Origin of the sequence: Rhodovulum sulfidophilum DSM 1374 (assembly GCF_001633165.1) — a bacterium.
In the GTDB taxonomy this organism is placed as follows: Bacteria; Pseudomonadota; Alphaproteobacteria; order Rhodobacterales; family Rhodobacteraceae; genus Rhodovulum; species Rhodovulum sulfidophilum.
This window is the reverse complement of the sequence record NZ_CP015418.1, coordinates 1,260,608-1,287,216: the sequence shown is the minus strand read 5'-3', so window position 1 is coordinate 1,287,216 and position 26,609 is coordinate 1,260,608. Positions and strand designations below refer to the sequence as shown.

Here is a 26,609-nt window from a genome sequence, read left to right as displayed (position 1 = left end):
GCTCAGCCCTCCCTTCGGGGGTTCAGGATATCGCGCAGCGCATCGCCGATCAGGTTGATCGAGACGATCAGCACCAGCAATGCGAGGCCGGGGAAGAAGCTGATCCAGTAATCGCCCGACAGCAGGTATTCGAACCCGTTCGAGACCAGCAGCCCCAGCGAGGGTTCCGTCACCGGCAGCCCGATGCCGAGAAAGCTCAGCGTGGCTTCCAGCATGATCGCATAGGCGACGCGCATGGTGGCCACGACGATCAGCGGCGCAAGGCAGTTCGGCAGGATGTGGCGGAACAGGATCCGCCGGTCCGGCAGCGCCATCGAGCGCGCGGCATCGACATAGGCGCGCTTGCGTTCGACCAGCGCCGAGCCGCGGATCGTCCGCGCGTAATAGGCCCATTGGGTGACGACGAGGGCGAGGATGATCTTGTCGACGCCCTGTCCGAGGATCGCGAGGAAGATCAGCGCGATCAGGATCGCCGGAAAGCTGAGCTGGATATCGACGATCCGCATCAGGAAGGCGTCGGTCCGCCCGCCCGCATAGGCGCTGAACAGCCCGACCGAGGCGCCGATCACCAGCGCGATGGCGGCACTGGCCAGACCGACGAGAATGCTGGTCCTGAGCCCGAACAGGATCGCGCTGAACAGATCGCGGCCCTGATCGTCGGTGCCAAGCAGATAGACCATGCCGGTCATGCTTTGCGAGCCCGGGCCGAGGCGCCCGTCCATGATGTCGAGCTGGGCGAGATCATAGGGGTCCTGCGGCGCGATCAGCGGCGCGAAGACCGCGCCGATCATCAGCAGCGTGACGATGACAAGCCCGGTCAGCGCCAGCGGGTCGCGCAAGAGCTTGCCCATGGTCTGGCGGAACGGCGAGACCGAAGCGGGCGCCGCGGCGGCACCCGCATGGACGGAACGGGCGGTTTCGGACCGGGCGGTTTCGGACGGGGCGGCCATCTCAGTTGCCCTCCAGCCGGACGCGCGGATCGACAAGCGAATAGAGGATGTCGACGGTAAGGTTGATGAGGCTGAACATGACCACCGTGATCATCAGATAGGCAAGGATCACCGGCCGGTCGAGCACGGCGATGGAATCGATGATGAGCTTGCCCATGCCGGGCCAGGCGAAGATCGTCTCGGTCACCACCGCGAAGGCGATCAGCGAGCCGAGCTCCAGCCCGATCACGGTGATCAGCGGGATCAGCGTGTTCTTCAGCACATGGACGCGGACGATGCGGCGCTCGGGCAGGCCCTTGGCGCGGGCGAAGCGCACGAAGTCGAGCTGCATCGTCTCGAGCACGCCCGCCCGGGTGATCCTGATCACCAGCGAGATCTTGAACAGCGCGAGGTTGAAGGCCGGCAGCGCCAGATGGGCCAGCCCGTCGAGAGTGAACAGGCTCAGCGGCACGCCGAACACATCGACCGTGTCGCCCCGCCCCGAGGAGGGCAGCCAGCCCAGCTGGACCGCGAAGACCATGATCATCACCAGCCCGATCCAGAAGGTCGGAAGCGAAAAGCCCAGGATCGAGAAGGCCATGATCGACTTCGCCAAAACGCCGTTCGGCCTCAGCCCGGCATAGACCCCCAGCGGCAGCCCGATCGCCAGCGCCATGATCAGCGCCGCCGCGGCCAGTTCCAGCGTCGCGGGCATGCGCTGCAGGATCAGATGCAGCGCGGGCTGGTTGTAGACGAAGGAATTGCCCAGATCGCCCGAAAGCGCGTTCTTGAGGAAGATCCAGTATTGCACCCAGACCGGCTGATCGAGCCCGAAGGACCGGATCACCTCCAGCCGCTCGGCCGGCGTCGCGGTCGGGCTCAGCAGCACGTCGACCGGGTTGCCGACCATGTGCAGCCCGCCAAAGACCAGCACCGACATGACGAACAGCGTCACCAGCGTCTGCAGCAACCGGCTGAAGAGATACCCGCTCATTCCGTCTCCATCTTCTGCGAAGCCGCCGCCCTGCCCGCACCATGGGCCGCGATGCGATCGAGGACCAGCGCGACATAGGCGGCCTCGTCGACCCCGGTAATGACCGCGCTGCGCGGCGATGGCGCCTTGAAATCGGCAAATGTGCTGCCGCTGGTGGCGCCGCCGACCTGAACCCCGATCCGCGCCGCGCGCCCTGTGAACAGCTCCGGCCGCAGGAGCCAGGCAATGGTCATCGGATCGTGCAGCGGCCCGCCCGGGCGGCCATAGCGCTCGGGGTCGCTGCGGTCGTATTCGGTCAGCAGATTGGCCAGCGCCCGCCCGGCTGCCCCGCCGCGGGCGCGGAACTCCGCGACATGCGCCTCGGTGAACAGCGCCTGCGTCGTCACGTCGAGCGGGAACAGCACCAGCGGCACGCCCGAGCCGAAGACGATCTCGGCGGCATGGGGGTCGGCATAGATGTTGAACTCGGCCCAGGGGGTGCGGTGGCCCTGGGTGGCGATGGCGCCGCCCATGCAGACGATCCGCCGGATGCCGCGCCCGACATCGGGATGCATGCCGAGGGCCAGCGCGATATTGGTCAGGGGCCCGATGGCGCAGATCGTCAGGGGCGTGCCCGCCTCGGCGGCGGCGCGCGCGGTGCGGGCGATGAAGCGCACCGCGTTCTCGCTGCTGGGCACGACCGCGGGGCCGCCCAGAAGCGGCACCGGAAAGGCGCCGATCGCGGCATATTTGCCGAAGACCTGATCGCGCATCAGCGGTCCGCGCGCGCCCGCCATCACCGGCAGATCGGTTCGTCCGGTCAGCCCCACGATCCGGCAGGCATTGGTCAGCGTGGCCGACAGCCCCACATTGCCGGCAACCGTGGTGATGCCCAGCACGTCGAGTTCGGGCGAACCCAGCGCCATCAGGATCGCGGCGGCGTCATCGACGCCGGGGTCGGTATCGATGATGACCGGGATCCGCCTCATGCCGCGGCGCCGGTGCCATAACGTGCCAGCAGCTCGAGATACAGCTCGATCACGCCCCCGGCATCGACCCCGATGGCGATATCGGCATTGGCGGGCGCACCGGTCTTGCCGAACCAGTCGGCCACGGTCTGGCCAAGGCAGAGCGGGCTCTCGGTCTCGACAAAGACCCGGGCCGGACGGGTCTCGAACAGCTCGGGCGCCAGCAGGAAGGCGGTCACCAGCGGGTCGTGCAGCGGCCCCCCGCGCGAGCCGTAGCGCTGCGGGTCGTTGCGGTCCCAGAACGCCATCAGCCCGGCCACGCTGCGCGAGATCCGGCCGCTGACCGCGGCGAAGCTTGCCACATGTTCGGGCCGCAGCATCACCTGATGGGTGGCGTCGAGCCCGAGCACGGTCATCGGCAGCCCGGCCGCGAACACGATGGCGGCGGCATGGGGATCGGCCAGCATGTTGAATTCGGAGGTGAGCGAGCGGTTGCCGGGCTCGCGGAAGGCGCCGCCCATCATCACCACCCGCTCGATGCCCGCGGCGATGTCGGGCGCAAGCCTGAGGGCCAGCGCAAGATCGGTCAGCGGCCCGAGACAGCACAGCGTGATCTTCGGCCCCGCGCTCCGCGCCGCCTGCCCCAGATGGTCGATCAGCGCCTCGACCGCGCCGACCGGCTCGGGCCGCTTCAGCGGGTCGGGCAGAAGCGTGTCGCCCAGCCCGTTCTCGCCATGGAACTTGCCGTGGATCGGGTCGCGGCAAAGCGGACGATGCGCGCCGGCATGGACGGGAATATCCTCGCGCCCGCCCAGCTCGCAGATCTGCAGCGCATTGCGCAGCGTGCGCTCGAGCGGCTGGTTGCCGCAGACCGCAAGGATCGCGCGGATATCGAGTTCGGGCGCCGCGAAGGCCCCAAGCAGCGCGATGGCGTCGTCAATGCCGGGATCGCAGTCGAAAATCACGGGAATGGGTGTCGTCATGGAACCGTTCTTCACAAGAGGCGCGCCCGGCCGGTCAAAGCGCACCGATGGCGCCCAGCACCTGGGCCAGTTCGCCGCGCGCCACCGCATCGAGCGGGGTTTGCGGCGCCACGGGATCGCCCACCTCGAAGCCCTGCACCTCGAGTGCGGCCTTGATGCAGGCCGCCAGCGAATAGCGCGCGAAAAGCTCGTTGATGCGCCAGAGCGGGCGCTGCAGGTCCATCGCCCGTTCCCAGTCGCCCGCCCGGGCGGCCTCGTAAAGCGCGATGCTCTGCTCGGGCACGATGCAGGCCGGGCCCGCCATCCAGCCGACGCCGCCGATCATCATCACGCAGGCCGGGATATGGGCCGAGGCGGCAAAGACCTCGATCCGGTCCCCGCAGCGGTTCAGGATCGACAGGAGCCGCCCGGTATTCGAGGAGGCGTCCTTGATGTAGCGGATGTTCGGCACCCGGCTGAGCCGGTCGATCACCGGCAGCGTCAGGTCCGAACGCTGGAAGTTCGGGTTGGTGTAAAGCACCACCGGCAGGCCCTCGGCGGCCTCGGCGATGGCGGTGAAATAGGCCGCGACCCCGGCCTCACCGACCGGGAAATAGGCGTCGAGGATGGCGAGAATGCCATCGGCCCCGGCCGCGACCATGGCCCGCGTCTGCGCCACCGCATCGGCGGTCGAGGTGGAGGCGACGCCCGGCACCACCGGCACCCGTCCCTTCGCCGCGCGGATCACCGCCCGGGCAACCGCCAGGCGCTGATCGTTCGAGAGATAGGCGAATTCGCCGGTGCTGCCCAGCGGCGCGAGCCCATGGACCCCCGCCGCGATCAGCCGCTCGACAAGCGCGACCATCACGCCTTCCCGGACCCCGCCCGAGGCATCGAGCGGAGAGACCAGATAAGGAAAGACGCCGTGAAAGCCCGGCTCCCGCGACGCGCTCATTCGGCCGTGACCTCATAGGCGAGGGTGTAGCCGTCGGACCGGCCCGGATAGCTCAGCCCGTCCTCCAGCGCCCAGGTATTGGCGAGGTAGAAGACCGGGATCACGCCGAGATCGGTCATCGCGATGCGGGTCGCCTTCTGCAGCAGACCGCGGCGCGTCGGCGCGTCGAGGGTCTGGCGCGCCTGTTGCAGCGCCGCGTCGAAGTCGGGGTTCGAATAGCGGCCCCGGTTGCCGCGCCCGGCGCTGTCGCCATAGGTTTCCAGAAGCGGCCCCAGCACGCCCGATGCCTCGCCGGTCTCGACCGCGGCGCCGCCCATGATGAAGCTGAATTCGAGGTTCGAGGCGCGCGAGAAATAGACGCTCGCGGGCAGGGTCTCGACCGAGGTGTCGATGCCGATCCGACTGAAGAACTGGCCGATGGCCTGGGCCACGCGGCTGTCATTGGGGTAGCGGTCGTTCGAGGCGTGGAAGGTCAGCTTGAAGCCGTCCGGATAGCCGGCCTCGGCCAGCAGTTCCTTCGCCTTCGCCGGATCGTAGGGATCGACCTTTATCGACGGGTCGTAGCCGAAATAGCCCTCGGGCACGAGTTGCCCCGCGGGCACGCCCTGGCCGTCCATGATCCGGTCGACAATGGCCTCGCGGTTCAGCGACAGCGACAGCGCCCGGCGCACGCGCGCATCGCGCAGCGGGTTCCTGCCGTCGGGACCGGTCGCGAAGGGCGAGACCTCGCGGCCCTGATCCATGTGCAGATACATCACCCGGTTGCCCGCGACCGAGACCACCTTGAGATCGTCGGCCGATTTCAGGCGGCGGGTATCGGCCGTCGGGATGCTCTCGATCATGTCGACATCGCCCGACAGCATCGCCGCGACCCGGGCGCTGTTGTTCTTGAAGACCTTGAAGGTCACCTCTTCCCAGGCGGCGGGACCGGCCCAGTAGGCGTCGTTGCGGGTGACCTTGACCTCGCTGTCGGGCACCCAGGAGACGAATTCGAACGGTCCGGTGCCGATCACGCCCTTGCCCGCGTTCATCTCTTCGGTCGTGACCTCGGCATCCTCGGCGGGCAGGATCGCGATCCGGCTGAGATCGTTCGGCAAAAGCGGCGTCGGCGCGGCGGTGGTGATGCGCACCGTCATCGGGTCGACCGCCTCGACCGAGGTGATCGCCTTGACATAGGGCATGAACGAGCTGGGGCTGTTCTTCGAGGCCATCGGCACCCGGTTGAGGCTGGCCACCACATCCTCGGCGGTGAAATCGCTGCCGTCATGGAAGGTCACGCCCTCGCGCAGCCTGAATTCCCAGGTGGTGTCGTCGATCACGCTCCAGGACACGGCCAGCGCGGGCTGGATCTGCTGCTTGTCGTCCTGGTTGACCAGCCCGTCGAAGATGTTGCGCGCCATCGCGCTGTTCGGGCCGACGACATAGAATTGCGGGTCCATCGAGGTGGTCGAGGCCGCAAGGCCGACGGTCAGCGACTGTGCCGAGACGACCCAAGGCAAGAAAGCGGCACTGGCCGCGAGTATCGCCACCGAGGCAAAGCGTTTCATCCGGAAACTCCTTCGTGTCACAAGGGCGACCCGCATCCGCCCTTCGGGCCGACCAAAAGTTAGCCATTTTGTGAATGGTCATGAAATTGTATTTGGTATGTCCATCATGCGCGAATGTTATAGAAATGGAAGATCATGCGATTGCGCCACAGACAGGTCGAAGCGTTCCGAAGCGTCATGATGACCGGCGGGATCACCTCGGCCGCCGCCGCCATGCATGTGACACAACCGGCCGTCAGCCGCCTGATCCGCGACCTGGAGGAAACGATCGGGCTGTCGCTTTTCCAGCGCCGCGGCGCGCGGCTCGACCCGACGCCGGAAGCCTCGCTGCTTTATCGCGAGGTCGAGCGGCTCTATCTCGGGCTCGACCAGATCGCCCAGGCCGCCGAAGATATACGCGATCACAAGAACATCGTGATCCGGATCGGCACCGTCACCTCGCTGGTGCGGCCCTATCTGCAGCGCGCCATCCGCGATGTGATCGGCGATCGTCGCGACGTGCCGCTGGTGATCGATGTCGAGAACAGCCGCCATGTCTGGGAGATGGTCGAGAACGCGCAATACGATATCGGCTTCGTCTATCGTCGCCAGCGCATGGATGACCGCGCCCGGCCGCTGCGTCAGATGACCGCAGTCGCGGCCGTGCCGCCCGGGCATCCGCTGGCCGGGCGCGCGGTCTGCACCCCCGACGACCTGGCCGGCGAGCGGCTGCTGATCCCGGGGCGGAACTCACCGGCGCGGCTGGCGCTCGACAGCGCGCTGGCCCAGGCCGCCGGTGCCCCGGCCAGCCTGATGGAAAGCTCGATGCTGAACTGCTGCCATTTCGCGGCCGACGGCATGGGGGTCGCCATCGTCGACGAAATCTCGATCCGCGCGGCGCGCGCGAATGCCGGGGCGGCGCTGGTCGCGATCCCGTTCCGGCCCGAAATCGGCGTCGGCTATTATGCGATCCGGCCGCCCGGCGCGCATCGGATCGCCATTCTCGATGCCATCGTGGCACATCTCGAGGCCCAGCTGAACGCGCCTGCGCAAGACTGAGCCCGCCCATCCCCGGGACGCCCGCACGGAAAACCGGTTTTCAGCCCCGTGCGACATCTCTAGGGTCCAAGGGCATGATTTACGTCAAGGATCGCGCAGCGCGGCGATGCGATCCTCGGCGACAGAACGGGAGGTTCCGAAACCATGTATGCGAATATTCTCGTGCCGGTGGCGATCGATCACGCGCCCGATCTGGGCGATGTGCTCGAGATCGCGCGCAGGCTGCGCGCCGAGGCCGGCACGATCACGGTGCTGACTGTTGCCGAGGCAATTCCCCCCTATGTGTCGCAATACCTGCCCGAGGGACAGGAGGAGGAAACCCGCGCGGCAATCCGGCAGGAGCTGGCCGGGGCGCTGGCGGGCGTGTCCGATATCGGGATCCGCGTGGTCACCGGCCATGCCGGGATCACCATCGTCGATTATGCCGAACGCCATGGCGTCGATCTCATCGTGATGCATTCGCATCGCCCCGATCTGACGGACTATTTCCTCGGCTCGACCGCCGCCCGCGTGGTGCGCCACGCCCCCTGCGCCGTTCACGTCGTGCGCTGAGCGTCACCCAACCCAGGAAGATCGGAGACCGATATGCCCCAGATCACTCCCCAGGCAGACCTGCAGACCGTGATCACCACCTTCGAGGTCACGCCCGGCACCTGCCAGGACCTGCTCGACGAGCTGCAGGACACCTTCGCCGCCTTCATCTCGAAACAGCCCGGTTTCATCGGCGCGGCCCTGCATGTGAACGACGCCCAGACCCGGATCGCGAACTATTCGCAATGGCGGCGGCGCGAGGATTTCCAGGCGATGCTGCGCAGCGACGAGATGCGCGGCCATACCCGCCGCTTCGCCGAGCTCTGCAAGAGCTTCGAGCCGGTGATGTACGAGGTCGCCGCCAGCTACGACTGACGCGCCGGGCGCCCCGGATCCTGCCCTGAGCCGTGTCGGGCAATCCCGGCCCGGTTCTCAGGCATGTCCCCGAACCGGCCTCTCGAAGCAGGGCGCGGGTCCGGAGGTCGGCAGGAATGCGGACACCGGGCGCCCGTGACACGACCTCCGCCCCCGTTTTCCGGCAGCAAGACGGCGGCGGCGCGGCTCCGGGCGCATGACCTCGTCTTGCAAGGCGCCCATCATTTGAAAAAGCTGCGCCGCGCCTCTCGTTCGATTTCCAGCCGCAACGTGAGATCGGCCAGCTTCTTCATTTCGGCCTTTCGTTCCAAGGCGCCGGTGGTCGCCTGCAAGACCAGGAACTGCTTGTCCACGGCCTTCTTCAATTCGAATTCGCGCGGAAGCGTACCGGCTTCGGCCATGATCCGCATGCCGATGCCGACCGCGTCTTCGTGCGGACGAACCGATAACGGCTTTCCTTCTCCTTCGAGATGATCCAGCGCGCCTTCGGCCTGCGCCTTGAGGATCTGCCTTTCCGCAAGTTTATCGAATGACATTGCTTGCTGCCCCATTTGAGCCGTCTCTATAACCTGCACCCTACAGGAGACCCGACAAAACGTCAACTCAGTTGACAAAAATGAGGATACGCGCTTGCCCCCCGGAGACACTCTTTACGGCGGTGTCCGCCTCATACGACCGCTTCTGCGTCGTATAACCGCGCGCGTGGAACGCGATTTGCAAGGAACCGGCATTACCGTCGGCCAGAGGGCAATCCTCGAGGCGCTGAGCGAAGCGAAGAGCGCGACAGCGCCGATGCTGACGGACTGGCTCGACATGAAGCGGCAGTTCGTGGCCCGCGAGCTCAAGGCCCTGCTGGAAGCGGGAATGATCGACAAGACGCCGAACCCGGATCGCGCAAGGTCGTTCCTCTATCGGCTGACCCCTGAAAGCGCAGAACTGATCGGCGCAATCCGCGAGCGGGAAGTCCGAACCTTTGCCGCGTTTTCGGATCAGTTCACCGAAGACGAGCTATTGGCCTTCCGCAAGATCATGGAAGCCCTCTACGCCAACATGTTGGCCGGGAAAAACCGCGACACGCAACAGGAAGACAGCTCGCCGAGCTAGGCACAAGGCGCGGCCGCCCGCAGGAAAGGCCGCTTCCGCTTCGGGATATGCGATCCGGGTCAGCAATCCGCAACGACGTCGGTTTTGGCTGACACCAGGCAGGGTCGCAGGCACCCTTCCATTGACGCGCCCGGAAAGCCTCACGCCGGATATAGGCACGTGGATGAGGCCATGCCCCCTCTGCCCTTTCTAGCGCGACCCCGACGCTGGCCCTTGTCCTTCGGAACGGCCAGGGCACGGAGCCTCTGGAGGAATATGCCGCCCATATCGGCATCAAAGCCCCCGAAATTCCAACGGCGCAAGACTGACCGCGCCCTTACGGGCTGCGCCGGGATCGCGACATGAGCACGGGCAGCCCGACGCCACAAGGCGGATCCGGGGCCGGAATGACCCTACAGTTTCACGGTCGGCCTGTCGCGCTGAGCGCCAGCGCCTTCGCGATCGCTGCCCCCTCCCGCAGCAGCACAAGAACGCGACGCCCCGGCGGCCCGGGCGGACGGGGCGGGCAGCTTGCATCGGCCGAAAGCCCCGCCCGCCGCGCCAGAAAAAGCGCCCGGGGCGCGTGATAGCCATCGGTGACAAGCGTCACCCTGCAGATCCCGCTTAGGGCAAGGATCGGACAGCAGAAGGCGATGTTCTCGGCAGTGCTGCGCGCGGCGCTTTCGCAGATCAGCCGCTCGGGCGGGACCCCGGCCGCCCGGCAGATCGCGGCCGCCGCCTCGGCCTCGCCGCCCGCCCCCGAGGTCACGACCAGCGTTTCGGGCGCGGCCCGCCACAGTGCCGCCGCATGCTCGGCCCGGCGGATCAGCGCGGGTCCGGGCCGGCCTGCCCCCCGCATCGCCGCACCGAGAACGAGAAAGGCTCTGCTCATCGCCCGAGCCTGCCGCGCCCGATCCGCCCCGTCAATTCGACCGCCGTCAATTCCTACAACCTCAATTCCCGCCCCCATGGATGCTTCCGGGCGGCCCGGACTGGACTATCTGGCGCGAATGGCCCTGCCGCCCGAGGATGTCCGCACCCGCCCCAGTTCGCGCCCGCGGACGTGGCCTTTGAAGTCGTCTTCGCCGGACAGATCCTGGACCGGCGCGACCTGCGGGTGCTCGCGCCCCTCACGCCACGAGCTGTTGCTTTCCGCCCGAGGACTTGGCACCCGGACTGTTGCGGCCGGGCGCAGGGCGAGGCTTCTGCGAATGGAAGGGCTGGGGCGCCTGTTTCGACCTTAGAACAGGCGAACGCACGGCGCCCAGATGCGCCCTGGAGCTATCCGGACCCCGTGCCCGCCATCGCGGCCCTTGCTGGTCCTGTCGCCTTCCATGTCGGGCGGGCCGATGCCTGCCGGCTCGGCGGGATCACCGCGAGGCATCTGCTGGGCGGTTTTCATGACGACCGGGTGACGCCGAATCTCACCCGAATCGTCAAGGGCAGTCCCGGCCCCGAAGGCTGGTAGCCGTCAATCGGCCAGCGCGACCAGAACCTCCTCGGCCAGCGCCTCGATCTCGTCCGCGCCCGGCCCCCGGCGCCCGGCTTCCTGCACGCCAAGGCCGCGCCCCAGGGTCTCGGCATAGCTGACGCGGTTGGCGAGCCGGACCGTCGCCAGATCGGCGTCCATCCCGCCCGCGATCTCGGCGATCTCGGCGGCAAGCCGGGTCTTGGCCTTCAGCCGGTTCAGCACCACGATCGCGGGCTTGTCCTCGCGTCGGGCCAGGTCCAGCACGCCCTCGGTCGCCCACAGATCGACATGCGAGGCCGCGACCGGCACCAGCACCAGATCGGCGGCGCGCAGCGCGGGGCGGAGGTCGCTGTCGGCCTTGGGCGGGGTGTCGATCAGCACCACGTCATGGTCGCGCGCCAGCTTGCCGGTCTCGTAGCCAACCCCCCAGGCCGAGGCGGTCGAGAATTCCATGTCGGGCGCCTCGCGACCCTCGATCCGGGTCATGAACCAGCGGCCGAGACTGCCCTGCGGATCGGTGTCGATGAGCGCGACGGCCAGCCCCCGGCGCCGGAAGGCCACGGCCAGATTGGCCGCAAGCGTGGTCTTGCCCGAGCCGCCCTTCTGCTGCGCGATGGTGATGATCGTGCCCGCCATGTGATCCCCTCTGCCATGCCGCAGCGCAGAATACCGCAGCGGAGGTCGTTGCACAGCCCCAATCCGCCGCAGCCCGCCGGTAGCTCCCCGTAGGCCATGCCATTACGCACCGATCCGGCGCCCGAGCCCTGAGTTAACGTATGGTTAACCACGTCAGACGGAAACTCGCGGGGAAAGGAGCGCCCATGCGCCTTGGTGCCCCCCCTGCGCCGGCCGCATCCGGCATGCCGGACGCTTTCGTCGCCGCCATCGCTGCTGTCGTCGCAGCTGTCGGCGCGGGCGCCCGCCGCCTGGTACTGGCCCTGACGGCATCGGGCGCAGCGCTTGGCACGGCCTCTCCGGCAATGGCCGGCGCCTGGCTGCAGGAGAAGGGATCCGGGCTTCTGGCCTTCTCGCATGAGGCCAATCGCGACCGGACCTGGGACAGCCGCTGGGGCTACAATTCGCTCTATGTCGAATACGGCATGACGCCGAAACTGACGCTCGGGCTCGATGCGGGCCAGGGCGATGACGCCGATGACTGGAAGGCCATCGCCTTCCTGCGCTTCGCCACCGAGCTCGGCTGGATGCCCGGGCGGCTGGCCACCGAATTCGGCGCCGGGGCAGCGGGCGCGCCGGGCGGGCTGACCGAGCCGGTGATCCGGACGGGCGTGAGCTGGGGCACCGGTTTCACGACCCCCGACGGCACCGGCTGGATCAATCTGGACGCCCGCACCGATACCCGCCCGCAAAGCGCCCTCGTGGACTACAAGCTCGACATCACGCTGGGCGTCATGCCCAACCCGCGCACCCAGCTGACGCTGGAACTCTGGGGCGAGGATAGCGCCACCGAAGCGCGGAGGGTGAAGCTGTCGCCCGCCGTCTCGCGCCGGATCGGAAAGGGCACCTGGCTGCGGTTTGGGGGAATCTTCGGGATCCATAACGACCGGTCGATCGGCCTGGTCATCGGCAGCCGGATCGAATTCTGACTCGAACGGGCAACAAAGCCGCTTCGGCAGAGTCATTGTCCCGCAATTCGATGCAGTTCCGGCAACCGGGCCCAAGCGTTTTGACGAACGCCCGGTGCTCTGGCAGACTGACATCGTCTCTCTGCGTCCTGGTGGGGGCCATGGCAGATGTGACCGGACCGGAAGGAACGATCGCATGGGAACCCACTTTGGTGGCGCCTTCGGCTTTGTGCCGCAACAGGCTCTGACCGCATCTCCGGTCGCCCGGCCGCAACCGCCGATGCGCCGCTACGAGGTCTGGGGCATCACCCCCGACGGCAACCCGCAATCCTTCATCCGCGCCATGCCCGCCGATCCGCATGTCGACGAGGCGTTCTGCGCCTTCGCCCATGGCACCCTGATCGCGACCCCGCAGGGGCCGGTGGCGGTCGAGGATCTGGTGCCCGGCATGGAGGTCGACACCGCCGGAGCCGGAGCGCGACCGCTGCTCTGGGTCGGCTCGACCGTGCTGGCGCCGCCTGCCGGGCAACGCGGCGAGATCGCCATGCTGACCCGGCTTACCGCCGACAGCCTCGGCCTCGGCCGACCGATGCCCGACCTGGTCCTGGGGCCGCGCGCGCGGCTGCTGATGCGCCATCCCCGCTGCCATGCCCTGACCGGTGCCGAGGCGGCCTTCGCCCCTGCCACCGGGTTCGTCGACGGCACCGCGCTGATCGCGCTGCGCGTGGTGCGCCCGACCCGGGTCTATCATCTGGCCCTGAACGGCCAGCAGGTGCTTCTGGCCAACGGGGTCGAGGTGGAAAGCTATCACCCAGGCGAGAATGCCGGACTTCTCATCGACAATGGCAACCGCCCGCGGTTCCTGTCGATGTTCCCGCATGTCAGCGGCTTCGACGGCTTCGGTCCGATGCAGGTGCCCCGGCTGACCGTCTTCGAGATGGAGAAGCTGAACGCAGCCTGACGGGCGCGGGCGGGCTTGGTCAGGCGCTCTTGCTCAGCCGGGCCTCAAGCACCTCGAAGGGCACGCCGGGCTCGTCCTTGGCGCAGCGGATCACCAGAGACGTCTTGACGCTGGCCACGTTCTCGGCAGCGGTCAGCTCTTCGGTCAGGAAGCTCTGGAAGCTCGACAGGTCGGGCGCCACGCATTTCAGGATGAAATCGACCTCGCCGTTCAGCATGTGGCATTCGCGGACCAGCGGCCAGGCCCGGCAGCGGGCCTCGAAGCGGGACAGGTCGGCCTCGGCCTGGCTCTGCAGCCCGACCATCGCAAAGACCTGAACCTCGAAGCCCAGCTCGCGGGTGTTGATATCGGCGTGATAGCCGCGAATGAAGCCCGCCTCTTCGAGGGTGCGGACGCGGCGCAGGCAGGGCGGAGCCGAAATCCCGACCCGGCGCGCCAGTTCGACATTGGTCATGCGTCCGTCGGCCTGCAGCTCGGCAAGGATCTTGCGGTCGATGGCGTCAAGTCGGCTGCCGGGCATGGCTGCTCCTTCGGTTCTTTTTTCGCGGATCATATGTCTGCGCGCCACTGTGCGCAATAATCTTTCCCGACCGCGCAAGATCTTTAAACTTCCACCGCCCGGCCGGCAACGAGGGTTCCGATCTGCGGGCCAGCGGGAACGCACCGGCACCCGTAGCGCCAGCCGGTCCGGGCGGCAATACCGAAAACCCCGGGGATCGATGCGAATCGCTTGCCGCAGAAAGGCCGGTTGGCGGCACTTCGCACGGGTAGGCATGGAGGGTTCCAATCCCGTTTACGTAAAAGTGTCTTTTTCCTGCCCCTTCCATTTTTCAGGAAGGAGCATCCTTGTGGCAATGAATACCACCCTTCGGGGCGCAGCGGCGGTGATTTGCATCCTTTTCGGTGCGGGAACGGCCAGCGCAGCGGTCATCGACCTCGGCTTCGTGCTCGACGGGTCGGACAGCATGAGCCCGTACGACTTCGACAGCGCGACGGCGGCCCTCTCGGCGGCGCTGTCGAAGATCCCGACCAGCGGCGACAACGAATACCGGGTGGCGGTGACCTCTTACGGCAGCTCCAGCTATACGGTCGTCCCGCCAACCGTCGTGACCGCCGCCAATATCGCCTCGATCCAGTCGACCGTGCTGACCGCCTACAAGGATGGCGGCGGCACCGACACCGCCGGGGCCATCACCTACATCACCGACCTTTTCCTCGATGACGGGCTGGGGGATACCACCCTCATCAACATCACCACCGACGGAACGCCGAATTCGCAATATCTGACCGAGAACGCCGCGCTGGCCGCGAACACGGCCGGGGTCGACGGGATCAGCCTCGAGGCGGTCGGCAGCGGGGTCAGCAGCCCCTATGCCCTGTCGAACATGGCCCGGATCGCGGGGCTCGGCACCAGCGGCGATGCGGATGCGGGCGTCATCGCGGCCGATCTCGACAGCGTGCCGAACGCGACCGAGACGGGCTTCGTCATTCCGGTCGCCGATTTCGACGCCTATGGCGCGGCGATCGAGGCGAAAATCGACCAGGTGATCGACGATACCGGCGGCGACACCGGCGTGGTTCCGCTGCCGACGGCGATGCCGATGCGGCTGGCAGGTCTGGGCGTCTTCGGTTTCGTCCGGCGCCGTCAGACGGCGGGCTGAGACCGCGGCACGCCGGGATCTGCCGCAAACGATAGCGGCTGCAAAAGACAGGAGGGCCCGCGCCGATGTGCGGGCCCCTACCTTTTGCCCCGAGGGCGCCGGGCCGTCACTCGGCCCGTTCGATCCGCACGAAAAGCCCGCGCTCGGCGACCCAGACCCCGTAGGACGACACCACCTGCGCCTGGGTCAGCCCGTCATGGTTGGCGGGCGCCGTTTCCGGAGCCGCCTCGCGCGACGGCCAGAATCAGGCGCCGCAGGGCCTGCGCGCGCCGCAGGCCGCGCGCCCCGCCTCGGCGAAGGCGGCCTCGTCCCGCGGACCGTCGCAGACCACCACCGACACGATCCGGGAGCTGTCCACGACGGCGCATTGCGGTGTCATCTCGTCGGAAACGGTCTGTTGCGCGACCTCCTGGGCCTGCAGCCCGGGGGCCGTCATCAGCCCCGCCACGGCCGCCAAAACATATCGAAACATCGGATTTCCTCTCCCCCACTTGCGGCAAGCCGTGCCCGAGGCCACGTTTGCCATCCCCCATGGCGACAACTATAACCGTCCCGACATCAGAAAGGTATCTTCCAGTGACCAAGCAAAGACATGTCCGCGTGCTGATCATCGGGTCGGGTCCGGCGGGCTATACCGCGGCCGTCTATGCCTCGCGCGCGATGCTGGAACCGGTGCTGATCCAGGGCATCCAGCCCGGCGGCCAGCTCACCATCACCACCGAGGTCGAGAACTGGCCCGGCGAGACCGAGATCCAAGGTCCCGAGCTGATGCAGAAGATGGAGGCCCATGCCCGTGCCATGGGGGCCGAGATCGTCTCGGACTACATCTCGCGGCTCGACCTGTCCAAACGGCCCTTCACCGCGATTGCCGACAGCGGCACCACCTATACCTGCGACGCGCTGATCCTCGCGACCGGCGCCCAGGCGAAATGGCTGGGCCTGCCCTCGGAAGAGAAGTTCAAGGGCTTCGGCGTCTCGGCCTGCGCCACCTGCGACGGCTTCTTCTATCGCGGCCAGGAGGTCGCGGTGATCGGCGGCGGCAATGCGGCCGTCGAAGAAGCGCTGTTCCTGACCCGCTTCGCCTCGAAGGTGACGCTGATCCACCGCCGGGGCGAGCTGCGCGCCGAGAAGGTGCTGCAGAAGCGGCTGTTTGCCAATCCCAAGGTCGAGATCCTCTGGGACCACAATCTCGACGAGGTGACGGGCAGCGAGGACCCGCTGGGCGTCGAGGGCATCCGGGTGAAGCATGTGCAGACCGGCGAGACCCGCGAGATCGCCTGCAAGGGGGTCTTCATCGCCATCGGCCATGCGCCCGCCTCGGAACTGGTCAGCGACCAGCTCGAGACCCATATGGGCGGCTATGTCGTGACCGCACCCGATTCCACCGCCACCTCGATCCCCGGCGTCTTCGCCGCGGGCGACCTGACCGACCACAAGTACCGTCAGGCGGTGACCTCGGCCGGCATGGGCTGCATGGCCGCGCTGGAAGTCGAGCGTTTCCTGGCCGAGGCCGGGCTCGACGAGGGCAAGGACATCTCGCTGCCGCTGGGATATGGCGCCGAGGTTCCGCAGGACGCATGATCGCCTTTCGGGGCCTCGTCTGGCGGCTGCTGCCCGCCGAGCGGGCGGGGGGGCGCCCTGTGCCCCCGTTGCCAGCCCCGAGGGACGGTTCCACCGGCCCGGCGAGGCGGTGCTTTACGCATCGCTGACCGCCGACGGCGCGGGTGTCGCCATCGCCCGCTACCTGACACCGGACGCCCCGGCCCGGGCGCTGGTCCCGCTGGCGGTCACGGCCGACAGGATCGTCGATCTGCGCGCCCTGCCCGCCCCCAACCCCGCCTCGATCGTCTGGCAGGACCTGCGCGCCTCGGGCGGGCCGGCGCCGACCTGGGCCTTTTCCGACGCCGCCCGGGCCGAGGGCGCGGAGGGTCTGCTCTACCCGTCGCGGAGCCGCCCCGAGCTGAGCCATCTGGTGCTGTTCGACCCCGCGCCGCCGCTGGTGCAATCGGCCGGTCCGGCACGCCCCTGGCCCTGATCGTTCCGCCTGTGGCGGCCCGCATCGGGGCAGCGTTTCCCCTTCCCCGCCAATCGCGGGAAAACCGCCCCGGTAGCTGCAGAATTGCAGGGGCTACGACCTTTTTGGGCCATTCGCGGGGCTATGGGTTGCCAGCTGCCGCGGTTGCGCGATAAGCCGCATCCGAATTGGGTTCTCCCGACCATCCCGCCGCATATTCCATACGAAGCACCGGGCCAGTTATGTCGATTTCAAACCTCGCTCCCATCCCCGAACTTTATGTCTCCTACGAAAGCGCCCAGAAACTCAAAGTCGAGGCCGGCGACCTGTCGAGCTGGGACCTGACGCCACGCCAGATCTGCGACCTCGAGCTCTTGATGAATGGCGGGTTCAACCCGCTGAAGGGCTTTCTCGACGAGGCCGATTACGACAGCGTGGTCGAGCGGATGCGGCTTGAGGACGGCACGCTCTGGCCGATGCCGGTCACGCTCGACGTCTCGGCCGAATTCGCCGACAAGATCGAGATCGGGCAGGACATTGCGCTCCGCGACCAGGAAGGCGTGATCCTCGCCACCATGACGGTGACCTCGCGCTGGGAACCCGACAAGCATCGCGAGGCCGAAAAGGTGTTCGGCGCCGACGATCTGGCGCATCCGGCGGTCTATTACCTGCATCACAGCGCGGGGCGGATCTATCTGGGCGGCCCGATCACCGGCATCCAGCAGCCGGTGCATTACGATTTCCGCGCCCGCCGCGACACCCCGAACGAGCTGCGCGCCTATTTCCGCAAGCTGGGCTGGCGCCGGATCGTGGCCTTCCAGACCCGCAACCCGCTGCACCGCGCCCATCAGGAACTGACCTTCCGCGCCGCCCGCGAGGCCCAGGCGAACCTGCTGATCCATCCGGTCGTCGGCATGACCAAACCGGGCGATGTCGACCACTTCACCCGGGTCCGCTGCTACGAGGCGGTTCTGGACAAGTATCCGCAGGCCACCACCACGATGAGCCTTCTGAACCTCGCGATGCGGATGGCCGGTCCGCGCGAGGCGGTCTGGCACGGGCTGATCCGCAAGAATCACGGCTGCACCCATTTCATCGTCGGGCGCGACCATGCCGGCCCGGGCAAGAACTCGGCCGGCGAGGATTTCTACGGCCCCTATGATGCGCAGGAACTGTTCCGCAAGCACCAGGACGAGATCGGCATCGAGATGGTCGATTTCCGCCACATGGTCTATGTGCAGGAGCGCGCCCAATACGAGCCCGCCGACGAGATCGAGGACGGCGTGACCGTTCTGAACATCTCGGGCACGGAACTGCGGCGCCGTCTGGCCGAGGGGCTGGAGATCCCGGAATGGTTCTCCTTCCCCGAAGTGGTGTCCGAGCTGCGCAAGACCCGTCCCGCGCGGTCGAAACAGGGCTTTACCGTGTTCTTCACCGGGCTTTCGGGCTCGGGCAAGTCGACCATAGCCAACGCGGTGATGGTCAAGCTGATGGAGATGGGCGGCCGTCCGGTGACGCTTCTGGATGGCGACGTGGTGCGCAAGCACCTGTCCTCGGAACTGGGCTTCTCGAAGGAACATCGCGACATTAACATCCGCCGGATCGGCTATGTCGCCTCCGAGATCACCAAGAATGGCGGCATCGCGATCTGTGCGCCGATCGCGCCCTATTCGGCGACCCGGCGCGGGGTGCGCGAGATGATCGAGGCCTATGGCGCCTTCTGCGAGGTGCATGTGGCCACCCCGCTGGAGGAATGCGAGAAACGCGACCGCAAGGGGCTCTACAAGCTCGCCCGCGAAGGCAAGATCAAGGAATTCACCGGGATCTCGGACCCTTACGAGGCGCCCGAGACGCCCGAACTGGCCGTCGACACGACCGGGCTCGACGTCGACAACTGCGCCCAGCAGGTGATCCTCAAGCTCGAGCAGATGGGCCTGATCGCCGGCCGCTGAGGCGGGCCGCGCAGGAATGACAGGACGCGCCGCCCGGGCTTCGGGCGGCGCGTCTTTCCTTTCGGGGGCGGCGCGGTCCGGGCGCTCCCGCCACCGCGGGGACTTCGGACCGGATGGGGGCCGACAGGTGCCGAGCGGCGGAACCGGCGGGGCCGCTTGCACGCGGGGCCGGGGGTATTTTTGCCAAGAAGAAGCAGGCAGACGGCGCGCTTCGCAGCAGGGGAACCGGATGTGCGGAGGGGGCCGCCGGGGCTGCGAGGGCGGGGCCAGGGGAGGCGCGCCGCCCGAAGAACGGGGTCGCGCGGCGGAACCGGCGGGCGGAGCGGCGTTCCGGGCGCCGGGGAAAAGGCGGGACGCACGTTCTTTTCAGGTCGCTTGTGTTGTCCGAAGAGGGACGTTGGCCTAATGCTGGAGCGAAACGGGAACAAGGGAGTTCCGATCCGATGAGCGAAGACCGTCCGTACGGGTTCGATACGTTGCAGATCCATGCCGGGGCCAAGCCCGACCCGGCAACCGGCGCCCGCCAGGTGCCGATCTACCAGACCACCTCCTATGTCTTCCGCGACGCCGAGCATGCGGCGGCGCTGTTCGGGCTGAAGGAAGTGGGCTTCATCTATTCGCGGCTGACCAACCCGACCGTGCAGGCGCTGGCCGAGCGGGTGGCGGCGCTGGAAGGCGGCGCGGGCGCGGTCTGCTGTTCCTCGGGCCATGCCGCGCAGATCATGGCGCTCTTCCCGCTGATGGCGCCGGGCCGGAACGTGGTCGCCTCGACCCGGCTTTACGGCGGCACGGTCACCCAGTTCAGCCAGACCATCAAGCGCTTTGGCTGGTCGGCAAGGTTCGTCGATTTCGACGATCTCGACGCGGTCAAGGCCGCCATCGACGACGATACCCGCGCGGTCTTCTGCGAGTCGGTTGCCAATCCGGGCGGCTATGTCACCGATCTCGACGCGATTTCGAAGATTTCGGACACGGCCGGGCTGCCGCTGATCGTCGACAATACCTCGGCCACGCCCTATCTCTGCCGCCCGATCGAGCATGGTGCGACGCTGGTCGTGCATTCCGCCACCAAGTATCTGACCGGCAACGGCACGGTGACCGGGGGCGTGGTGGTCGATTCCGGCAAGTTCGACTGGTCGGCGAGCGACAAGTTCCCCTCGCTCTCCGAGCCCGAGCCCGCCTATCACGGTCTGAATTTCCATCAGACCTTCGGCCCCGCCGCCTTCACCTTCCATTCGATCGCCGTGGGGCTGCGCGATCTCGGGATGACGATGAACCCGCAGGGCGCGCATTACACGCTGATGGGGATCGAGACCCTGAGCCTGCGGATGGAGAGGCATTGCGCCAACGCGATCAAGGTCGCGGGCTGGCTCGAAGGCCATCCCAAGGTGGCCCGCGTCACCTATGCCGGCCTGCCCTCCTCGCCCTATGCCGACCGCGCCCGGCGGATCTGCCCCAAGGGCACCGGCGGGCTGTTCACCTTCGCGCTGAAGGACGGCTATGATGCCTGCGTCAAGTTCGTCGATTCGGTGCGGCTGTTAAGCCATGTGGCGAACCTGGGCGATACCCGGTCGCTGGTGATCCATTCGGCCTCGACCACCCATGCCCAGTTGACCGAGGCCCAGCAGATCGCGGCGGGGGCCAATCCCGAGGTGGTGCGGGTCTCGATCGGGATCGAGGATGCCGACGATCTTATCGCCGATCTCGAACAGGCGCTGGCGCAGATCTGACATGCCAACCGACCGCGCCCGAACCCGGGTGCGGTCGGCTTTCCGGATCTTACTCGGCGTCCCCGAGTTCGAAGACCATCGTCACCGTGGCATCGAGTTCAAGTTCGCCCTCGGCCATCGGCATCGAGTCGGCCATGGATTCGAACGACATCTTCATCTGCATCGGCCTCGGCTGGTTCGCCCCCTGCTCGACGAGCGAGACCAGCGAGCCGAGGCTCTGCCCCGAGGCGGAGGCGAACAGCTCTGCCTTGCGCCGCGCCTCGGCCACCGCGGCCCGGCGCGCCTCGTCCATCACCGGTCCGGGCTCCTGCAAGCCGAAGCTCAGACCGTCAAGCGTATTGGCGCCGGTCCCGATCACCGTGTCGAGCAACGGCCCGAGCCCGTCCAGTTCCCGCACCCGGACGGTGACCCCGTTGGCGGCGCTGTAGCCCGTGATCCGGGGCCGCTTGTCCTCCGAGCGGTCGCCCCAGACCGGCGACAGGTTCAGCCCCGATGTCTGGATGTCGCGTGCCTCGATACCCGCGGCCTGCAATTCCGCCATCACCCGCCCGAGATCGTCCGAAACCAGAGCCATCGCCTCGGCCGCGGTGTCGGCCTCATGGCCGACGCCGAGCCTCAGCGTCGCCATGTCGGGCGCTGCGGTCGCGCTGCCGGTGCCGGTGACGCGAAGCTCGGGCGCGGCATCGGCCGCGACCGGCGCAACCAGCGCCGAGACGGCAAGGGCAAGGGCAAGAGGGGCAAGTGGGACAAGACGCATGAAAACCATCCTCGTTCTTTCGCTCATCCTTAATTGGTCCGCGGACAGACCGGGACAAGTCGCCCCTGGGGTCGCCGCGCCGTGCCCCCTTCTTCCGGTCGGCGGTTTCCTGCTATAGTCCGCAGGATCGAGCTATGGGACCGGGGCATAACCGGTGTAGAGAGCCGCAATGAAACCAGATTTCGCGCTGACGCTCGCCGAGGACGGGATCGGCCTTCAGCACCGCGCCAAGGCGGGCTGGAGGTCGCTGGGCGAGGTGTCCCTGCACGACCCGGGCCTTGCCGAAACGCTGCGCCTTCTGCGCGCGACCGCAGGCAACCTCGCCGAGGGGCGCCCCCTGGTCGCGCTGGTGATCCCCGACAGCCAGATCCTCTACACCGAGCTTCCGGTCGAGGGCGAGAGCCGGGCCGAGAAGCGTGCGAGCCTTTTGCGCGGGCTTGACGGGCTGACACCCTATCCGGTCGGAGAGCTGGTCTTCGACTGGCAGGAGACCGGCGGCAGGGCCCGGCTGGCCGTGGTCGCGCGCGAGACGCTGGCCGAGGCCGAGGCCTTCGCACAGGCACATCAGTTCGATCCGGTCAGTTTCGTGGCCCGTCCGCCTGCCGCGCAATTCGAGGGCGAGGCGTCCTTCGGCCCGACCGCCGCTGCCGCCACGCTGCTGGCCGAGAACAAGCCGGCGGCCCCCGCGCAGGGCGCGCGCAAATCTCCGCGCCCCACCACCGAGGCCAAACCTGCCCCGGAGACCAAACCCGAGCCCGAGGCCAAAACCGTCCCGGAGGCCAGGCCCGCGCCCAAGGCAGAGCCTGCAGCCAAGGCCGAGCCCGCACCCAAGGCAGACCCCGCGCCACCCCCCATGCCGGAGCGCAAACCAGCCGACGCGGTCGCACCGCCCTCGCCCCCTCCTGCCGCCGATCCGGCCCCGACCGCCACCGCAGCACCTGCGGCGCCTGCCTCCCCGGCCGCAAGGCCCGTCTCATCGGTGGGGCCCGCCTCACCCGTCGCGGCCGCGCCTTCCGCCTCCCGCCCGCCTCGTCCGGAGGCGCCCGCCGGGACGGGACAGTCCGCCGCCGCCCCGCCCCGTGCGGGGACGGAGCGCCGCGCCTCCGGGTCTCTGCGACCGGAGCCGCAACCGATGCGCGGGCTCGACCTGAGCGCCGCGGCACGGCCCTCGGCCGGACCGGAGCCGATCCAGATCCTCAAGCTCGGCGGAGCGGTGATTGCGGTCGTTGCGGCCATCGCCGCCGGCGCGATCCTGCTGCCCCGGGACGAGACGCCCGCCCCGGCCCCTGACGCCACCGCCGGTCTCGTCGCTCCCTCCGGGGCGGACTTGTCGCAAGCCGAGGCACCCGACCGGCAACCGCCCTTCGACGCCGCCGCCAATAACGACCCGCGCGCGGAGGGAAGCAGCAGCGCACCGCTTGCCGGAACCGCAACGGGCACCGGCACGCCGGCCTCCCCCGTGCCCGCGCCGCTGTCAGAAGCCGAGGCGCTTGAGGCCTATGCCAGTACCGGGATGTGGCAGCGCGCGCCCGACCCGATGAGCGCACCACCGCAGGACCGGATCGAGGATCTTTACGTCGCCGGCATCGATCAGGCGGTCCGGCCGCCCGAGGCCGGTCTCCTGCCCGACCCGCAGATTGCCCGCAGCGACGACCGGCCGCTGCCGATGCAGGCCGACCCGCCCGGACCCGACCAAACCTTCGAGCTCGACGAGCGCGGTCTGGTCGAGGCCACGCCCGAAGGCGCGCTGACACCGGATGGCGTGACCGTGTTCCGGGGCGCGCCCGCGGTGGTGCCCAGCGCCCGTCCCGCCGATCTGGTCCCCGAGCCCGAGCCGATGACGGTGCCTGCTCCGGGCGATACGGCCGACGGCGCCGAGATCACCGCCGAGGGCGTGCCGGTCTACGGCGTACGCCCCGAAACGACGCCCCCGGGCCGCCCCGTGGATCTGGCCCCGCCAGCCGGAACGGCCGCCGATGCGCCCGACGACCGTGCCGAAGCCCCGGCCGGTGAAGACGCGACCGCCGCCCCCGGAGAGACAGACCCGCGGCCATCGGCCCGCCCCGCGCCTCGGACGGCCGAGGCATCGCCGCCCGCGGTGGTACCGGCCGACCCCGAGGTGGCCGCGCGGATCGCAAGCCATACGCCCCGCGCCCGGCCCGCAACCGTGCTGGCCCGGGCCGGAGCCCCCGCCACCGCAGTGCCCGGCACGCATCCGCAGGCACGGCCCGAGAACCTCGCCCCTCCGCCGACGCTCGACACCGATGCCGCGGTGACGGCCGCGCTGGACGACCTCGCCGATGGCGAAGGCGAGGCGGCATCCGATCTGCCCGAGAACGCGCTCAGCGCCTCGCTGCGCCCGGCCTCGCGCCCTTCGGATTTCGAGGATCGGGTCCAGTCGGCCATGGCAGTTGCGGTGCAACCGGCCATTCCCACCGCCGCCTCGGTGGCCAGGCAAGCCACCCTGCCCGACGCCATAAATCTTCGCGATCTCAACCTGATCGGCGTCTACGGGACGTCGGCCGACCGCCGCGCGCTGCTGCGGCTGCCCTCCGGCCGCTTCGTCAAGGTCAAGGTCGGCGACAAGATCGATGGCGGCCAGGTGGCGGCCATCGGCGACACCCAGCTGCGCTATGTCAAGCGCGGCCGCAACATCGTGCTGGACCTGCCGGGCGGCTGACCCCCCGCGGGCTGCCCCATTCCCGTGCCTGCGACGCCGCGCCCTTCCCTCATGCTTGACCGAGGCACTCTCGGACCCGAGGATTCCAGACGACATGGACAGCTTCCTGCTTCCCGCCCTGATCTGCCTTGCCGCGGCGGTGATCGCCGTTCCCCTTGCCGCGCGGCTGGGACTCGGATCGGTGCTGGGCTATCTCGCCGCGGGCATCGCCATCGGCCCGGCGCTGGCGCTTCTCGATGCCGAGGTCGAGGACATCCGCCATGTCGCCGAATTCGGCGTGGTGCTGATGCTGTTCCTGATCGGTCTCGAACTCGAGCCGAAAACGCTCTGGCGGATGCGCACCCGGCTGGTCGGGCTTGGCGGGCTTCAGGTGACGCTGACCACGCTGGCGATCATGGCGGCCGCGATCCCGGCGCTGGGGCTCGACTGGCGTCCGGCGCTGGCGGTGGGGCTGGTCTTCGCGCTGTCCTCGACCGCGATCGTCCTGCAGACCCTGTCCGAGAAGGGGCTGATGCCCACCAATGGCGGCCGGGCAAGCTTTTCGGTGCTGCTGGCGCAGGATATCGCGGTGATCCCGATGCTGGTGGCGCTGCCCTTGCTGGTCGCCGCCCCGAAGGCGAAGATCGCGCCCGACGGCTCGGTGATACGCCCCGCGCTCGAGGCCGCGCCGCATGGCGGCAGCTTTTCGCTGGTCGCGGGCCTGCCCGGCTGGGGCGTCGCGCTGGTGACGCTGGGCGCGGTCGCGGCGGTGATCCTCGCCGGGCATTACCTGATCCGCCCGGTCTTCCGCTTCGTCAACATGGCGCATCTGCGCGAGATGTATACCGCGCTGGCGCTGCTTCTGGTGATCGGCATCGCGGTCCTGATGGGGATGGTCGGGCTCTCGCCCGCGCTGGGAACCTTCCTCGCGGGCGTGGTGCTGGCCGATTCCGAATTTCGCCACGATCTGGAAAGCAATATCGAGCCGTTCAAGGGCCTGCTGCTGGGGCTGTTCTTCATCACCGTGGGTGCGGGCATCGACTTTCAGGTGCTGCTGGCCGACCCGGCCGGGATCTTCGCGCTGGCGCTTGGGGTGATGGTGGTCAAGGGGCTGGTGCTTGCGGCCCTGGGCCGGTTGTTCGGGCTGAAGGGGCGCGACCGCTGGCTGTTCACCCTGGGCCTCGCCCAGGCCGGCGAATTCGGCTTCGTGATCCTGGGGCTTGCCGTCCAGCAGGACGTGCTGTCCCAGCGGCTGACCCAGACGCTGTTGCTGGTGATCGCGCTGACCATGCTGATGACGCCGCTTTTCTTCTTCGTCTACGAGATGCTGTCCAAGCGCTTCGCGGTGGCCGGGATCGGGACCGACCGCGCCCCCGACCGGATCGACGAGCGCAATCCGATCCTGATCGCCGGGATCGGCCGGTTCGGGCAGGTGGTGCAGCGGATGCTGCAGATGTCGGGCTATCCCGCGACCATGCTCGACGACGACCTTCCCACCATCAACCTGATGCGCAAATTCGGCATCAAGGGCTTCTTCGGCAACCCGACCCGGCCCGAGACGCTGATGGCCGCGGGGCTGGGCACGGCGCGGGTCTTCGTGGTGGCGCTGGACGATCCGGCGGCGACGACGCGGGTGGTGCGCTATGCCAGAGGGGTGCGGCCCGATCTGACCATCATCGCCCGCGCCCGCGACCGCGCCCATGTCTACGCGCTTTACCGCGCCGGAGCCGACAAGATCGTGCGCGAACTGTTTGACAGCTCGCTCAGGGTCGCGCGCTATTCGCTCGAGGCGATGGGTCTGAGCGCGACCGAGGCCCGGGACCGCGAAAGCGCCTATTACGATTTCGACCGGCGGATGGTGCGCGAGCTGGCCGATCTGTGGAAACCGGGCGTGCCGACCGCGCGCAACGAGCCCTATATGCGCCGCGCCCGCGAGTTGAATGGCGAGCTCGATACCGCGCTGCTGTCGCGGCGGGCAAGGCGGCGCGCGGCTGAGGAGGCGGCGGCGGAGGAAGCCGCGGCAGAGGCGGCCGCAGAAGCTTCGGCCGAGATCCGGGACTGAGTCGGTTGCGGCTCAGCCGATGCGCCGGTCCATCGTGATCGCGGTCGGTTGGCCCTATCCCGGATGGGCGGGGCTGCTTCTCCGGCGAAACACGAGCCAGGCAAAGACCGCGTGGTTTTCGGTCAGTTCGACCCAAGCCTGAAGCGCGAGGCGCGGCAGAACCAGCGCCCCGGCCGGATCGACCAGCCGCCGGGCATGGGCCCCCGCCGCGCGCCGGATCGACCGCGGGCTTGCCCGGATACAGCGGCTCGGCCGGGACATGCGGATAATGCAGCCAAAGGGTGGCGCGCCTATGACCCGACCTCGCCCGAAAGGCAGTGACGGGTGATGTCAGCCAGTTTCGGAAGGTGCCGAGCTTGGCGGGTCGATGCGCCCGCCCATATAGGCAAGGCCCTGGC

General features: G+C 68.3%; 27 protein-coding genes and 1 pseudogene. 15 read left to right on the top strand and 13 right to left on the bottom strand.

Annotated features, from left to right (window positions below; translation table 11 throughout):
• Positions 1–2 precede the first annotated feature (2 nt).
• The 6 genes from A6W98_RS06190 to A6W98_RS06165 are packed head-to-tail and all read right to left on the bottom strand — an operon-like array spanning position 3 to position 6,334.
• Positions 3–950 (bottom strand): ABC transporter permease, encoded by a 948-nt coding sequence (locus A6W98_RS06190; protein ID WP_042459210.1) that lies wholly within the window; start codon positions 948–950, stop codon positions 3–5.
• Between the two features lies 1 nt (position 951).
• Positions 952–1,923, bottom strand: a complete 972-nt coding sequence (locus tag A6W98_RS06185) for an ABC transporter permease (RefSeq protein ID WP_042459207.1) — start codon at positions 1,921–1,923, stop codon at positions 952–954.
• Positions 1,920–2,891 (bottom strand): nucleoside hydrolase, encoded by a 972-nt coding sequence (locus tag A6W98_RS06180; protein ID WP_042459204.1) that lies wholly within the window; start codon positions 2,889–2,891, stop codon positions 1,920–1,922. The genes A6W98_RS06185 and A6W98_RS06180 overlap by 4 nt, the downstream gene beginning before the upstream one ends.
• Positions 2,888–3,853 (bottom strand): nucleoside hydrolase, encoded by a 966-nt coding sequence (locus A6W98_RS06175; RefSeq protein ID WP_042459201.1) that lies wholly within the window; start codon positions 3,851–3,853, stop codon positions 2,888–2,890. The genes A6W98_RS06180 and A6W98_RS06175 overlap by 4 nt, the downstream gene beginning before the upstream one ends.
• Positions 3,854–3,887: 34 nt before the next feature.
• On the bottom strand, positions 3,888–4,787 hold the full coding sequence (locus A6W98_RS06170; protein WP_042459198.1) for a dihydrodipicolinate synthase family protein: 900 nt from the start codon (positions 4,785–4,787) through the stop codon (positions 3,888–3,890).
• Entirely contained in the window at positions 4,784–6,334 is a 1,551-nt protein-coding gene (locus A6W98_RS06165; RefSeq protein ID WP_042459195.1) for an ABC transporter substrate-binding protein, read from the bottom strand. Before A6W98_RS06165 ends, A6W98_RS06170 begins: the two co-directional genes overlap by 4 nt.
• A 141-nt stretch (positions 6,335–6,475) precedes the next feature.
• On the opposite strand from A6W98_RS06165, the gene A6W98_RS06160 reads away from it, so the two are divergent.
• From A6W98_RS06160 to A6W98_RS06150, 3 genes are all read left to right on the top strand, one after another.
• Positions 6,476–7,372 (top strand): LysR family transcriptional regulator, encoded by an 897-nt coding sequence (locus tag A6W98_RS06160; protein WP_247904418.1) that lies wholly within the window; start codon positions 6,476–6,478, stop codon positions 7,370–7,372.
• 144 nt (positions 7,373–7,516) lie between these two features.
• Positions 7,517–7,924, top strand: coding sequence for a universal stress protein (locus A6W98_RS06155; protein WP_042459189.1), 408 nt, complete (start codon positions 7,517–7,519; stop codon positions 7,922–7,924).
• Positions 7,925–7,957: 33 nt separating this feature from the next.
• Complete coding sequence (locus tag A6W98_RS06150) at positions 7,958–8,278, top strand: antibiotic biosynthesis monooxygenase family protein (RefSeq protein ID WP_042459186.1); 321 nt, start codon at positions 7,958–7,960, stop codon at positions 8,276–8,278.
• Positions 8,279–8,499: 221 nt separating this feature from the next.
• Here A6W98_RS06150 and A6W98_RS06145 read toward each other — a convergent pair whose 3' ends face one another.
• Entirely contained in the window at positions 8,500–8,829 is a 330-nt protein-coding gene (locus tag A6W98_RS06145; protein ID WP_234153909.1) for a DnaJ family domain-containing protein, read from the bottom strand.
• Between the two features lie 151 nt (positions 8,830–8,980).
• On the opposite strand from A6W98_RS06145, the gene A6W98_RS06140 reads away from it, so the two are divergent.
• Complete coding sequence (locus A6W98_RS06140; protein ID WP_168161816.1) at positions 8,981–9,382, top strand: MarR family winged helix-turn-helix transcriptional regulator; 402 nt, start codon at positions 8,981–8,983, stop codon at positions 9,380–9,382.
• A 400-nt stretch (positions 9,383–9,782) separates the two neighbouring features.
• Here the strand turns inward: A6W98_RS06140 and A6W98_RS06135 are convergent, their stop codons facing one another.
• A complete protein-coding gene (locus A6W98_RS06135) occupies positions 9,783–10,253 on the bottom strand; it encodes a YdcF family protein (protein WP_052677944.1) in 471 nt (156 codons plus the stop codon).
• Between the two features lie 251 nt (positions 10,254–10,504).
• Between A6W98_RS06135 and A6W98_RS22300 the strand changes: the two are divergent.
• Both A6W98_RS22300 and A6W98_RS21855 read left to right on the top strand, forming a co-directional pair.
• A pseudogene (locus tag A6W98_RS22300) lies at positions 10,505–10,627 on the top strand (DUF427 domain-containing protein); the annotation flags it as partial.
• A gap of 28 nt (positions 10,628–10,655) precedes the next feature.
• A complete protein-coding gene (locus A6W98_RS21855) occupies positions 10,656–10,829 on the top strand; it encodes a hypothetical protein (RefSeq protein WP_231098376.1) in 174 nt (57 codons plus the stop codon).
• Positions 10,830–10,832: 3 nt separating this feature from the next.
• Here A6W98_RS21855 and parA read toward each other — a convergent pair whose 3' ends face one another.
• Positions 10,833–11,468: a ParA family partition ATPase gene (gene parA, locus A6W98_RS06130; protein ID WP_042459177.1), complete on the bottom strand. Its 636-nt coding sequence runs from the start codon at positions 11,466–11,468 to the stop codon at positions 10,833–10,835.
• 185 nt (positions 11,469–11,653) lie between these two features.
• Between parA and A6W98_RS06125 the strand changes: the two genes are divergently transcribed.
• Positions 11,654–12,436, top strand: coding sequence for a hypothetical protein (locus A6W98_RS06125; protein ID WP_155734734.1), 783 nt, complete (start codon positions 11,654–11,656; stop codon positions 12,434–12,436).
• 175 nt (positions 12,437–12,611) lie between these two features.
• The gene (locus A6W98_RS06120; RefSeq protein ID WP_052677942.1) at positions 12,612–13,376 is read left to right on the top strand and encodes a Hint domain-containing protein; all 765 of its coding nucleotides are present in this window, start codon (positions 12,612–12,614) and stop codon (positions 13,374–13,376) included.
• Between the two features lie 19 nt (positions 13,377–13,395).
• Here A6W98_RS06120 and A6W98_RS06115 read toward each other — a convergent pair whose 3' ends face one another.
• Complete coding sequence (locus A6W98_RS06115; protein WP_042459175.1) at positions 13,396–13,896, bottom strand: Lrp/AsnC family transcriptional regulator; 501 nt, start codon at positions 13,894–13,896, stop codon at positions 13,396–13,398.
• A gap of 334 nt (positions 13,897–14,230) precedes the next feature.
• Here A6W98_RS06115 and A6W98_RS06110 point away from each other — a divergent pair, with 334 nt between their 5' ends.
• Positions 14,231–15,037, top strand: a complete 807-nt coding sequence (locus tag A6W98_RS06110) for a VWA domain-containing protein (protein WP_042459172.1) — start codon at positions 14,231–14,233, stop codon at positions 15,035–15,037.
• A gap of 244 nt (positions 15,038–15,281) precedes the next feature.
• Here A6W98_RS06110 and A6W98_RS06105 read toward each other — a convergent pair whose 3' ends face one another.
• A complete protein-coding gene (locus A6W98_RS06105) occupies positions 15,282–15,509 on the bottom strand; it encodes a hypothetical protein (RefSeq protein ID WP_042459169.1) in 228 nt (75 codons plus the stop codon).
• Between the two features lie 59 nt (positions 15,510–15,568).
• Here A6W98_RS06105 and trxB point away from each other — a divergent pair, with 59 nt between their 5' ends.
• The 4 genes from trxB to A6W98_RS06085 all read left to right on the top strand — a co-directional run bounded on the left by trxB (position 15,569) and on the right by A6W98_RS06085 (position 20,733).
• The gene (gene trxB / locus A6W98_RS06100; protein ID WP_155734733.1) at positions 15,569–16,618 is read left to right on the top strand and encodes a thioredoxin-disulfide reductase; all 1,050 of its coding nucleotides are present in this window, start codon (positions 15,569–15,571) and stop codon (positions 16,616–16,618) included.
• 19 nt (positions 16,619–16,637) lie between these two features.
• Positions 16,638–17,072: an RES family NAD+ phosphorylase gene (locus A6W98_RS06095; RefSeq protein ID WP_042464630.1), complete on the top strand. Its 435-nt coding sequence runs from the start codon at positions 16,638–16,640 to the stop codon at positions 17,070–17,072.
• Between the two features lie 221 nt (positions 17,073–17,293).
• On the top strand, positions 17,294–19,003 hold the full coding sequence (locus tag A6W98_RS06090) for a bifunctional sulfate adenylyltransferase/adenylylsulfate kinase (protein ID WP_042459163.1): 1,710 nt from the start codon (positions 17,294–17,296) through the stop codon (positions 19,001–19,003).
• A gap of 443 nt (positions 19,004–19,446) precedes the next feature.
• On the top strand, positions 19,447–20,733 hold the full coding sequence (locus A6W98_RS06085) for an O-acetylhomoserine aminocarboxypropyltransferase/cysteine synthase family protein (RefSeq protein WP_042459160.1): 1,287 nt from the start codon (positions 19,447–19,449) through the stop codon (positions 20,731–20,733).
• A gap of 49 nt (positions 20,734–20,782) precedes the next feature.
• Here A6W98_RS06085 and A6W98_RS06080 read toward each other — a convergent pair whose 3' ends face one another.
• Positions 20,783–21,490, bottom strand: a complete 708-nt coding sequence (locus A6W98_RS06080; protein ID WP_042464627.1) for an SIMPL domain-containing protein — start codon at positions 21,488–21,490, stop codon at positions 20,783–20,785.
• A gap of 169 nt (positions 21,491–21,659) precedes the next feature.
• Between A6W98_RS06080 and A6W98_RS06075 the strand changes: the two genes are divergently transcribed.
• A complete protein-coding gene (locus A6W98_RS06075; protein ID WP_042459157.1) occupies positions 21,660–24,170 on the top strand; it encodes a hypothetical protein in 2,511 nt (836 codons plus the stop codon).
• Between the two features lie 94 nt (positions 24,171–24,264).
• Complete coding sequence (locus A6W98_RS06070) at positions 24,265–26,211, top strand: cation:proton antiporter domain-containing protein (protein ID WP_042459153.1); 1,947 nt, start codon at positions 24,265–24,267, stop codon at positions 26,209–26,211.
• 54 nt (positions 26,212–26,265) lie between these two features.
• Here the strand turns inward: A6W98_RS06070 and A6W98_RS06065 are convergent, their stop codons facing one another.
• Positions 26,266–26,472 carry a hypothetical protein gene (locus A6W98_RS06065; RefSeq protein ID WP_042459150.1) on the bottom strand — a complete coding sequence of 69 codons (207 nt, stop codon included), beginning with the start codon at positions 26,470–26,472 and terminating at the stop codon, positions 26,266–26,268.
• Between the last annotated feature and the right edge of the window lie 137 nt (positions 26,473–26,609).